General features: G+C 64.5%; 10 protein-coding genes and 1 pseudogene. 7 read left to right on the forward strand and 4 right to left on the reverse strand.

Translation table 11 applies throughout. From position 1 onward, the window contains the following. Positions 1–91: 91 nt before the first annotated feature. Together EOA27_RS06605 and EOA27_RS06610 are read right to left on the reverse strand one after the other, a co-directional pair. Entirely contained in the window at positions 92–976 is an 885-nt protein-coding gene (locus EOA27_RS06605; RefSeq protein ID WP_189353904.1) for a DMT family transporter, read from the reverse strand. A gap of 427 nt (positions 977–1,403) precedes the next feature. Next, complete coding sequence (locus tag EOA27_RS06610; protein ID WP_127255774.1) at positions 1,404–1,811, reverse strand: DUF2000 family protein; 408 nt, start codon at positions 1,809–1,811, stop codon at positions 1,404–1,406. 45 nt (positions 1,812–1,856) lie between these two features. Here EOA27_RS06610 and EOA27_RS06615 point away from each other — a divergent pair. Beyond that, positions 1,857–2,719: pseudogene (locus EOA27_RS06615) on the forward strand (AraC family transcriptional regulator). 168 nt (positions 2,720–2,887) lie between these two features. Here the strand turns inward: EOA27_RS06615 and EOA27_RS06620 are convergent. Beyond that, entirely contained in the window at positions 2,888–3,361 is a 474-nt protein-coding gene (locus tag EOA27_RS06620; RefSeq protein WP_126079882.1) for a MarR family transcriptional regulator, read from the reverse strand. A 387-nt stretch (positions 3,362–3,748) separates the two neighbouring features. Here EOA27_RS06620 and EOA27_RS06625 point away from each other — a divergent pair, with 387 nt between their 5' ends. Both EOA27_RS06625 and EOA27_RS06630 read left to right on the forward strand, forming a co-directional pair. Next, on the forward strand, positions 3,749–4,804 hold the full coding sequence (locus EOA27_RS06625) for a GTP-binding protein (protein ID WP_127255776.1): 1,056 nt from the start codon (positions 3,749–3,751) through the stop codon (positions 4,802–4,804). A gap of 242 nt (positions 4,805–5,046) precedes the next feature. Then, a complete protein-coding gene (locus EOA27_RS06630) occupies positions 5,047–6,021 on the forward strand; it encodes a WD40 repeat domain-containing protein (protein WP_127255778.1) in 975 nt (324 codons plus the stop codon). Here EOA27_RS06630 and EOA27_RS06635 read toward each other — a convergent pair whose 3' ends face one another. Next, a complete protein-coding gene (locus EOA27_RS06635) occupies positions 6,022–6,468 on the reverse strand; it encodes a hypothetical protein (protein ID WP_127255780.1) in 447 nt (148 codons plus the stop codon). It abuts the gene before it with no gap. Positions 6,469–6,612: 144 nt separating this feature from the next. On the opposite strand from EOA27_RS06635, the gene EOA27_RS06640 reads away from it, so the two are divergent. From EOA27_RS06640 to EOA27_RS06655, 4 genes are all read left to right on the forward strand, one after another. Further along, complete coding sequence (locus tag EOA27_RS06640) at positions 6,613–7,995, forward strand: aspartate aminotransferase family protein (RefSeq protein WP_127255782.1); 1,383 nt, start codon at positions 6,613–6,615, stop codon at positions 7,993–7,995. 11 nt (positions 7,996–8,006) lie between these two features. Then, entirely contained in the window at positions 8,007–9,413 is a 1,407-nt protein-coding gene (locus EOA27_RS06645) for a glutamine synthetase family protein (RefSeq protein ID WP_127255786.1), read from the forward strand. Between the two features lie 88 nt (positions 9,414–9,501). Beyond that, positions 9,502–10,737 (forward strand): putative DNA modification/repair radical SAM protein, encoded by a 1,236-nt coding sequence (locus EOA27_RS06650; protein WP_126079888.1) that lies wholly within the window; start codon positions 9,502–9,504, stop codon positions 10,735–10,737. Positions 10,738–10,739: 2 nt separating this feature from the next. Further along, the coding region (locus EOA27_RS06655) for a TIGR03915 family putative DNA repair protein (RefSeq protein ID WP_127255784.1) at positions 10,740–11,730 on the forward strand (991 nt) is incomplete at its 3' end.

Raw genomic sequence — 11,730 nt, forward strand, 5'->3', positions numbered from 1 at the left:
TTCTGTGCCAGTGCCCTTCGCTCCCCAGGGTCTTCGGATCTACGTCTTTAAATTTTTTAAAACGGCCTTATGCCACCGGACTTGGAGCAAATCAAAGTTTTTTCGCCAGCGCCTCGGCCTCGGTGTCGAGCGAGGCCGAGTTGCGCACGCGCCGCCGATGCTCGCGGTGGATGATGTAGAGGCCGCTGGCAACGATGATGGCAGCCCCCAACAAGGTCCAGCGGTCCGGGAACTGGTGGAAGATCAGCCAGCCTGCGATGATCATCCACACCATCTGCGAATAAGGGAAAGGCGCCAGCTGCGTGGTGGTCGCCAGGCGATAGGCCCGGACCAGCAGATAATGGCCGCCGGCGCCGAAGACGCCCAGCATCAGGACGACGAACCATTGAAAGCCGCCGTGCGGCAGCGTGGGCGCGAAGGCAAGCATCGGGGCCAGCAGCACCGACGGCGCCAGCGCCGAGAACAATATCAGGCTCTCGGATGTTTCGGTCGAGGACATGCGCCGCGTCATGATGACATAGAAGCTGTTCGACAGCATCGAGCCCAGCGCGAAGAGATGGCCAATGCCGAACACGCCGACGCCGGGCCGGGTGATGATCAGGACACCGACAAAGCCGGTGAGGATCGCCAGCCAGCGCCGCCAGCCTGCCCATTCGCCGAGCAGCGGGCCGGCAAGGGCGGTGATGACCATCGGGCCAAAGAAATAGATCGACGTCGTCTCGGCCAGCTGCAGCGTCTTCAGCGCCAGGATGTTGAACATGGTCGAGCCGAAAAGCAGGCAGCCGCGCAAGATATGCGCCGGCAGGTTGTTGGCGCGAAAACGTGCCGGCTCGCGCCAGCCGCGCAGGAAGACGCCGACGAGCAAGACATGGACGGTGAAGCGGGCCCAGGCGACGATCAGCGCCGATACGCCGGCCAGCACCAGATATTTGCTGGAGGTGTCGAGAAAGGTGAAGCAGACATAGACGCAAAGCATCAAAAGCATCGCCGCGGGCGGCGTTGCGCTGTCGTCGTTGTTTTTGGGAATGCTCAAGGTCGGGCCGAAGGGAGGATAGACGTCCCCTTCTGCGGCAATCGCCGCTGGCCGGCAAGCTAAAAGCGACTGGCCCAACAAGCGCTTTGGACAGGCTTAGAGCGCATCGCCGTCGGCGATTGGCTTGAACGGTTCTCGCGGTTCGTCATCCACGGGCGGAGCAAGGAGCGAAGCGACGCGCGCAGACCCGAGGATCCATGCCGTTACATCGACGCTCCAGCAACGGTGCAAAATTCTGCTCCGTTGCGAACCTCGGCGAAGGTCACGGCATGGATCCTTGGGTCTTCGCTCCGCTTCGCGTCGCTACGCCCAAGGACGACGAAGTTGGCGAGGTCGCTGCTAATCCCGAACGTTCAAGACGGTATAAAAATCAGCCATGCATGCGGGCGCCCTTGGTGATCTTGTCGACCAGCTTCTTCTCGCCGCGCAGGGCGATGCCGACGACCTGGGCATCGTCCGGCGCGAATTCGGCGAAGACGGCGCGGTTGGCCACGTCGTGGCCGGTCGAAAACATCTCCTCGACATAGGCGGACGCCGTGACGCCGCGCTCCAATGAGCGGCGATAGATCGTGCCCAGCGTCGCCGCGTCGGCCGACAGGACGATGACCGGCTGGATCGACATCGGGTTATAAAGGTTGCCGGCGCGGTCGCGATAAGGCTCGCCGATGATCTCGGGAAACTGCGCGGCGATGCCGCTGGTCAGGAAGGCGGTGACGTTGAGTTTCTGCCAGACCGGCAGATCCTCTCTCAGGACAATTGCAATTTTCGTATCGAACACCAAGATTGAGACTCCGGGATGGCCCGTGACGGGCGGAACAGGGCGATGGCGCAGGCTCTAGGCGCGGAAGCGAAGCAAGGTCTTGAACGTTCGTGCGCGGAGGCGGCCAATGGCGATCGCATTGTTTCGGCGCCGGGTGGGCTGGGCCTCGAACGCATCGAGGCGCGTTTTCACGGCAACGCCTTCGAGCCGCACCGGCACGACACCTATGCCATCGGCGTGACATTGCACGGCGTGCAGCGCTTTCATTATCGTGGCGCGCTGCAACACAGCCTGCCCGGCCAGGCGATCGTGCTGCATCCGGACGAATTGCATGACGGCGGCGCCGGCACGGAAGACGGGCTGCGCTACCGGATCCTCTATCTGGAGCCCTCCCTGCTGCTCGACAGCCTCGATGGCGAGCCGCTGCCTTTCGTGCCTGACGCGGTGGTAAGCATCCAGCGCTGCGAGACACGCTGCTCTCGGCGCTGGCGCCGCTGGACGAAGAACTTGGCGACCTGTTCGTGGCGGATTTCGTCGCGCAACTGGCGCAGCATCTGAGGCGCTACGCCGGAAAGCCGGCAAAGTCGACGGGCAAGACCGCGTGGCGCGCGGCGACACTTGCGCGCGACTATCTTGCGGAGAATGCCGAACGGCCGGTGCGCTCCGATGAGCTCGAGGCCGTTACCGGCCTCGACCGCTATCAGTTATCACGGCATTTTCGCGCTACTTATTCGACCAGCCCGCACCGCTTCCTGTTGATGCGCCGGCTGCAAAGAGCGCGGCGCATGATCGCCGAGGGAGAACCGCTGGCGGAGATCGCCGCCGGAGCCGGCTTCAGTGACCAGAGCCATTTCAACAGGCATTTCAAGAAGGCGTTCGGCTTGACGCCGGGGCGTTGGGCGGCGCTGGTGAGGCGCGACGCGTAGCGTCGTCGCTTAAGGGGGAGGCGTCCGGTGATGGCCTTCAGGCGCGACGCGCAGCGTCGTCGCCCTTTTCACTAAGCCGCCGATGCCTGGGCCCGCGTGGTTGCGCGCCGATGCTGCGCATCGCGCGTCTGTCACCAACGCCGTGCAGTTGAGCGATGACGCTGCGCGTCACGCTTCATCCATCTCCGCGTCGTCGTCCATCAGGACCAGGTCTTCGTTCGACAAATTCGCCTCGATACGGGCGAGCAGCTTGAACAGCGCCTTCTGGTCCTTCTTGTCGAGCCCCTTCAGCGCCTGCTTCTCGGTCTTCTTGACCGATTTCTCGATGGCGCGGATGGTTTCGCGGCCGGACTCGGTGAGGAAGATATGCGCCTGCCGGGCATCGGCGTTGGAGGCGCGCTTTTCCAGGAAACCCTGGGCCTGCAGCCGGTTGATGGTCTTGGTGATGGTCGGCGGACGCACACCGAGCCGGCCGGCGAGGTTGCCGGGGGTCTGGCCATCCTCGCGATCGAGCGCCAGCATGATCTGGTCCTGGCCGGCGTAGAAACCATGCGCCAGAAGCCGCGCCGCGAGCGCCGTTCGGGCCAGCCTCGCCGCCGAATGCAGCCGGCTCATTGTCGCAGTCTTGTCCGCCTTGGCCATGGCCATTCCCTCTTCGGCCGAACCGGCGCGGCCAGCATAGAGGCTGTCCGGCGGTTGGCAAATGACGATCCCTAAGAAACCGGCTTGCGGAACGCTTTGCCGGCAAGCATTGCGGTGCCCGCGCAGGTGATGCCAGATGTTTATTTCAGTTAGATGACAAACGACTTTTGAGGAGCGGAGATTCACAGCGGCAACGGGGAACGGCCGTTGGGAGCGCACGCGGTTCCCCGTTTGGTCGGCCTCGACCGCCCCCAAACTCCCTCCTCGCCGCCATCCCCGTCGGGGGGTCCGCCTGGCCCATCGGTTTGACACGTGCAAAAGCGCGACGCCCATCCTATATGAGGCCGACAATCCAGATTTTTCGAGACCAAGATTTCGAGGCAAGCCATGAGCGATGCACAGACGCAAATCCCCGTAACCGTTCTCACCGGCTATCTCGGCGCGGGCAAGACGACGCTGCTCAACCGCATCCTGTCGGAGAACCACGGCAAGCGCTACGCCGTCATTGTCAACGAGTTCGGCGAGATCGGCATCGACAACGACCTGATCGTGGAATCCGACGAGGAAATCTACGAGATGAACAATGGCTGCGTGTGCTGCACGGTGCGCGGCGACCTGATCCGGGTCGTCGAGGGCCTGATGCGCCGGCCCGGCCGCTTCGACGCCATCGTCGTCGAGACCACCGGCCTCGCCGACCCGGTGCCGGTGGCGCAGACCTTCTTCATGGATGACGACGTGCGCACCAAGACCAAGCTCGACGCGGTGGTGGCGCTGGTCGACGCCAAGCACCTGCCGCTGCGCTTGAAGGATTCCAAGGAGGCCGAGGACCAGATCGCCTTCGCCGACGTGGTGGTGCTGAACAAGACCGATCTCGTCACGCCGGAAGAACTGGAAAAGGTCGAGGCGACGATCCGCGCCATCAACCCGGCGGCAAAGATCCATCGTACGCAGAGGTCCGGCGTGGCGCTCGACGAAGTGCTCGACCGCGGCGCCTTCGACCTGTCGCGCGCGCTGGAGAACGATCCGCACTTCCTCGAGGCGCATGACCACGATCACGACCATGAATGCGGCCCGCACTGCGACGACGACCACCATCATCATGACGGCCACGATCACCATCACCACCATGCTTCCGACATCCATGACGTGACGGTGAAGTCGGTGTCGCTGCGCGGCGGCGAGATGGACCCCAAGAAGTTCTTCCCCTGGATCGAGAAGGTGACCCAGATGGAAGGGCCGAACATCCTGCGGCTGAAGGGCATCATCGCGCTCAAGGGCGACGAGGACCGCTACGTGCTGCAGGGCGTGCACATGATCCTCGAGGGCGACCACCAGCGCGCCTGGAAGGACGGCGAGAAGCATGAGAGCCGGCTCGTGTTCATCGGCCGCGATCTCGACGCCGAGCGGCTCAGGAAGAGTTTTGAAGCCTGCCAGGCGGCTTGATTTCCTGACCTTCAGGCGCTAGCGCTGCCCGTTCTTCGCTTCTCCCCTTGTGGGAGAAGGTGGCCCCGCGAAGCGAGGTCGGATGAGGGGTGCTCCAGCTTGGCAATGCCGGCGATCCGTCCAACACGCCCTTATCCGTCTTGGCGCTGCGCGCCAATCCACCTTCTCCCACAAGGGGAGAAGGCAAGGTCGCACCTAGCCGCACCGGCTTCGTGCACAGAAGCCCGAATGGACAATCCCTAATGCCCACAGTCGCCCCGCTTGATCTCGAAGGCCATTGCGTCGCCGCCGTCTTCCTCAACGACGTGCCGCATTTCGCGCTAGCGGACGGCGCGATCCATCGCCTGGACAATGGGCAGAAGACGGTGCAGGCCAATGACGGTCTGCTTGCCGCCTTTCATGATGCGGCCAACGACCGGCTGATCACCGGCGGTGAGGACGGCAAGGTATTTGCCGTGAAGGCCGGCGGCGAGGTGAGCGAACTCGCAAGCGCTGGAAAAAAATGGATCACCAGCGTCGCCGCAGGTCCGCAGGGCGCGATCGCCTATGCTTCCGGCAAGACCGCCTTTGTGCGTTTCGCCGACGGCAAGATCAAGGAATTCACCCACCCGCGCTCGGTGGAAGGACTAGCCTTCTCGCCCAAGGGCATGCGTTTTGCCGTCGCCCGTTACAATGGCGCGACGCTGCATTTTCCAGCGGCTGAGGGCAAGCCGGTGGAGCTCGAATGGGCCGGCGCCCATACCGGCATCACCTTTTCACCGGACGGCGCTTTCCTCATCACCACCATGCAGGAAAACGCGCTGCATGGCTGGAAGCTCGCCGACGGCAAGCACATGCGCATGTCAGGCTATCCCGGCAAGGTGAAGAGCCTGTCGTGGAGCGTCAAGGGCAAATGGCTGGCGAGCTCCGGCGCGCCGGCGGCGATCGTCTGGCCGTTTCAAGCCAAGGACGGGCCAATGGGCAAGGCGCCGCTGGAACTCGGCACGCGCGGCAACACGATGGTGACCTGCGTCGCCTGCCATCCGAGCCAGGACGTCGTGGCCATCGGCTATGAAGACGGCATGGTGATCGCGGCGCGCTTCGCCGACGCCAAGGAGGTGCTGCTGCGCCGCCCCGGCAAGGGCGCCATCACGTCGATGACGTGGGACAAGGAAGAGCGCCGCATCGTCTTCGGAAGTGCTGCCGGCGACTGCGGCGTTATCGATATCACCGCCTGACTATTCCGCGCCGCAGGACACATCGCCCTTGAACTCGACGGGGTCGCTGCTCACGCCGGCCGTGCCGTCATAGACCGCGAGCGTGTAGCGCCCGTCATAAGTGCTTTCGTCGCTGGCCTTGGTCAGGATCGTCAGCTCCACCGAGCGGTAGGTGTCCTTGGCTTCGTGCTCGCGATAAACGAGCAGCCGCAACTCCTCGCCGTCGAGCCAGTATTGCGTAAGGTTCTGGTCCTCGAACACCGTCTTGCGCAGGCTGTCGGTGGCGGGACGGGCCTTGATCTCCAAGTCACCGCGGAAATTGAAGGTCGGCCCGCCCAGGCCACGGGTCACGCCGGCGTCGAGCTGGAAGGCGACCTTGGCGTCATCGACCGAGCACCAGAGGGCGCCGGAGGCGAAACCGCCATTCACTGACGCAAGAAGCACTGCCCCGCAAAGAACTGTCCGCATTTTCCCCTCCTCCATGCCTGCCCGCAATGAGGCCCTGACGGAGGTGCCGGGTCAAGAGCGCTGAGCCAACGCCCGCCGCCGGCGCGGCCAATTGCGGTTTTGCTAGCCGGTTGGCAGAGTGCCGCGCGAAACACAGGGGTTTTCATGCAGGCATCGGACAGTTCCAGGAATTCCATCGGCGGCATCGACATCGCGCGCATCGCCGAATTGCGCGAAGGGGAAGCGGCCGCCTTCCGCAAAGCGCGGCCGAAATCCGAGGCGAAGCTTGGCAATGGCATCGCCGGCTTCCTGGGCGGCGTGCCGATGCATTGGATGATCGACTGGCCGACACCATTCCCGATACTGGTCGACGGCGCCAAGGGCGCCACCATTACCGATATCGACGGCAACAGGCTCGACGATTTCTGCCTCGGCGACACCGGCTCGATGCTCGGCCATTCGCCGCCGGCGGTCGCGCGCGCGATCCGCCGGCAGGCGGCGCGTGGCCTGACATACATGCTGCCCAGCGAGGATGCGCTGGCGATCGGCCCGCTCCTGCAGCAGCGCTTTGGCCTCCCCTACTGGCAGATCGCCACCACCGCCACCGACGCCAACCGTTTCGCGCTGCGCGTCGCCCGCGCGGTCACCGGGCGCGAGAAGATCCTGGTCTTCAACGGTTGCTATCATGGCTCGGTCGATGAGACGATGGTGCGGCTGATCGACGGCAAGCCGGCGAACCGGCCTGGTTTGGCCGGCGAATTCCGCGATCTCACGCGGGCGACCAAGATCGTCGAGTTCAACGATGTTGCCGCATTGGAAGCAGCGCTCGCGGACCGCGACGTAGCCTGCGTCATCACCGAGCCGGTGCTGACCAATTCCTGCATGGTGCTGCCGGATGCCGGCTTCCATGACGCGCTGCGGCGGCTGACCCGCGCGGCCGGCACGCTGCTCCTGATCGACGAAACCCACACCATCTCCACCGGCCCGGGCGGCTATACGCGCAAGTACGGGCTGGAGCCAGACCTGTTCGTGCTCGGCAAGCCGGTGGCCGGCGGCGTGCCGGCGAGCATCTGGGGGATGAGCGAGGAGGTCGCCACGCGTTACGCCGCCTATAACCGGACCAAGGAGCCCGGCTATTCCGGCATGGGCACGACGTTGTCGGCCAACCCGCTGCAGTTCGCGGCAATGCACGCGACGCTAGAGGAGGTGATGACGGAGCAAGCCTACGCGCATATGGACCGGCTGGCGCGCCGGCTCGATGCGGGGCTGACCGCCGTCATCCAGCGAAACAAGCTGCCCTGGCATGTCGCGCGGGTCGGCGCGCGCGTCGAATTCATCTGCGCGCCCGGACCGCTGCATAATGGCGCCGAGGCCGAGAAGGCGCATGCGCCGGAGCTCGAAGCCGCCATCCATGTCGCGCTGGTCAATCGCGGCGTGCTGATCGCGCCGTTCCACAACATGATGCTGATCTCGCCGGTGACGTCTTCAGCGCAAGTGAGCCGGCTGATCGCCGCCTTCGCCGCGGTTGCGGCCAGGCTTACGGCGTGAGAAAAGCGGCCATGGACAATCCGAACGCCGTAACAACATCGCCTTCCGGGTCGACGCCCGCCGAGGCGAAGGCCTTTCTCGACGCGCATCCGGAGATCGAGGCGTTCGACATCGTGCTGACCGACGCCAACGGTATCGGCCGCGGCAAGATCGTGCGCCGCCATGAGCTGATGGGGATTTTCGAGAACGGAAGGCACCTGCCTATCTCGATCCTCGGCCTCGACATCACCGGCGAGGACGTGCACGAGACCGGACTGGTGTGGGATACAGGCGACGGCGACCTCAGGGCGTGGCCGATCCCGGGCACGCTGGTGCCGCTCTACGGCACCAATCCGGCGCGCGGCCAGGTGCTGATGTCGATGTACCATCTCGACGGCCAACCGATGACCTCCGACCCACGGCTGGTGCTGGCAAGGCAGGTGGAATTGCTGGCGGCGCGCGGCCTGCATCCTGCTGGCGCTTTCGAGCTGGAGTTCTTCCTGCTGTCCAACGAGCGCGACGCGGATGGCAAGGTGCAGCCTGCCCGCGCGGTGCTCGACGGCCGTCGTTCGGCGAAGACCGAGGTCTATTCCGTCGACCATCTGCATGGCATGGAGCCGCTGTTCTCCGACATCTACGCGGGGGCCAAGGCGCAGGGCATTCCGGCCGAAACGGTCATTTCCGAATACGCGCCCGGCCAGTACGAGCTGACGCTCAACTACCGCAAGGACGTGATGCGCGCGGCTGACGACCTCGTCATGCTGAAGCGGCTGGTCAGGGCGCAGGCGCGGCGGCACGGCGTCACCGCCTGCTTCATGGCCAAGCCCATCGAGTCCTATGCCGGCTCCGGCATGCATTTCCACGTCTCGCTGCAGGACGATGCCGGCCGTAACGTCTTCACCGAGGCCACCGGCGAGAAATGGTCACCGAAGCTGCTCAACGCGCTTGGCGGCCTGATCCACACCATGGCGGAATCGATGCTGGTGTTCGCGCCGCACGCCAATTCATGGCGGCGCTTCGTTTCGCAATCCTACGCGCCCGTGGCGCCGACATGGGGCGTCAACAACCGCTCGGTGGCGCTGCGCGTGCCGGCGGGCGACGCCAGGAACCGCCGCATCGAGCACAGGCCGTCGGGCGTCGACGCCAACCCCTATCTGGTAGCGGCGACGGTGCTGGCCGGCATCGTCAAAGGGCTCGACGAAGGGCTGGATCCGGGGCCAGAGACCACCGGGAACGGTTACGAGCAGCCGAGCGAAAGATCGACCATGCCGGCCGACTGGCGCGCCGCGATCGAGGCGGCCAGGGGATCCGATTTCCTGAAATCGGCGCTGGGTCCCGACCTGCACCGGACCTTCGTGGCGATCAAGCAGGCCGAATATCTGCGCGTCGCGCGCACGGTCAGCGAATTGGACTACCACCTCTATCTGCACGAGGTGTAAGGCGGACGACACGCGCGTGGCGATCACGTTTTGCCGCGGACAATCAAAAGTTATAGCCAATTGCATTTCTGGAACATATCATGAACAAATGGCTGTGCTTTCCGTCCGCGAGAAACTGGCGATCCTGTCCGACGCCGCCAAATACGACGCTTCCTGCGCATCGTCCGGCTCGGCGAAGCGCGACTCGCTGAGATCGGGCGGCATCGGCTCGACGGAGGGTTCCGGCATCTGCCATTCCTACGCGCCGGACGGGCGCTGCATCTCGCTCTTGAAAATCCTGCTCACCAATTTCTGCATCTATGACTGCAGCTATTGCATCAACCGCTCGTCCTCGAATGTGCGGCGCGCTCGCTTCAGCGTCGATGAGGTGGTGAAGCTCACCATGGATTTCTACCGCCGCAACTACATCGAGGGGCTGTTCCTGTCCTCTGGCGTCATTCGCTCGCCGGACGAGACGATGGGCGAGATGGTCGAGGTGGCACGCAGGCTCAGGATCGAGGAAAAGTTCGGCGGCTACATACACCTCAAGACCATCCCCGAAGCGTCTGCCGAACTGATCGAGAAGGCAGGGCTTTATGCCGACCGTTTGTCGATCAATGTCGAGCTGCCGACGGACGAAGGCGTCAAGAAACTGGCGCCGGAAAAGAAACCGGAAACGATCCGGCTTTCGATGGCCAAGCTGCGCCGCAAGATCGAGGAGAAGGCCGAGCCCACTTTGCAGAGCCGCAGGCGCGAGCGCTTCGCCCCGGGTGGCCAGTCGACGCAGATGATCGTCGGCGCCGACACGACCTCCGACGACGGCATATTGCGCGCGAGCGCCCGGCTCTATGGCAGCTATCACCTGCGCCGCGTCTACTACTCCGCGTTCAGCCCGATACCCGATTCAACATCTTCGCTGCCCTTGCAGAAACCGCCGCTGATGCGCGAGCACCGGCTCTATCAGGCCGACTGGCTGATGCGCTTCTACGGCTTCTCGCAGCCGGAAATCCTGGCCGGCAGCAATGACGGGATGCTCGACCTTGCCATCGATCCCAAGCTCGCCTGGGCGCTGCGCAATCGGGGCCGATTCCCGGTCGACGTCAACCGCGCCGAGCGAGAGGCGCTGCTGCGCGTTCCCGGGCTCGGCACCAAGGTCATCGACAGGATCGTCGAGACGCGCCGTCACCGCCGGCTGCGGCTCGAGGATGTCGGCCGGCTCTGCCATTCGATCGCCAAGGTGCGGCCCTTCATCGTCGCGGAAGGCTGGTCGCCGGGCGCGCTGACCGACAAGGCCGGCTTGCGCCAGGCGATCACCCGCTCCTGCGAGCAGCTTTCCTTGTTCTGACCATGGCAAGAACACAGCTCAACCTCGCCGCTCATGTCGTCCGGCTCGGCAGCCAGACCGATTTTGCCGGCTGGCGCGACGCGGCGCGGCGGCTGGCGACGAACGATATTCCGCCGGAAGATGTCGCGTGGCAGGTCGAGCCGGATCGCGAAGATGGCGCCAGCGATTTGCCGGCTGCGCAAGCCGATGCGCGACTGGTCGTGCCGCGCGACTTCATCGAGCGAGCCGAGACGGTGATCTGCCATTGCGACCCCGAGCGCTTCGGCTTTCTCTACCGGCTGCTCTGGCGATTGCGCTCGGAGCCGAAGCTGCTTTCGATCGCCACCGATCCCGATATCCGGCGGCTGGAGGCGATGGAGAAGGCCGTGCACCGCGACATCCACAAGATGCGCGCCTTCGTGCGCTTCCGAAAAATCGGCGAAGGCCCGGACGAGCGTTATGTCGCATGGTTCGAGCCCGACCATTACATCGTCGAGCGCAATGCCGATTTCTTCGTGCGTCGTTTCACTGGCATGCGCTGGACGATCCTGACCCCGCATGCCTCGGCCGACTGGGACGGCGAGAGGCTGGCGATGGGGCCGGGTGCGGCCAAGCGCGACGCGCCGGCGGAAGACGATGCCGAGGCGTTGTGGCGGACCTATTTCGAAAACATCTTCAACCCGGCCCGCCTCAAGGTGAAGGCGATGCAGAAGGAGATGCCGAAGAAATATTGGCGGAACCTTCCCGAGGCCTCGCTCATTCCAGATTTGATAGCAGGAGCGGACAAAGCCGCGTCAGACATGATCGCCCGGATGCCAACCAGCCCAGCACCGCATCATGCCAAGGTGAAGGCCAAGCACTGGCCCACGCCCGAGCCGTCCGATGTGGCGGCGCCTGAGGCCGACGATATTCCGGAGCTGCGCGAGGAGGCGAAAGGCTGCCGCCGCTGCCCGTTGTGGCGCGATGCGACGCAGACCGTCTTCGGCGAAGGGCCAGAAAATGCCGACGTGATCT

The organism is Mesorhizobium sp. M2A.F.Ca.ET.037.01.1.1 (assembly GCF_003998075.1).
Classification (GTDB): domain Bacteria; phylum Pseudomonadota; class Alphaproteobacteria; order Rhizobiales; family Rhizobiaceae; genus Mesorhizobium.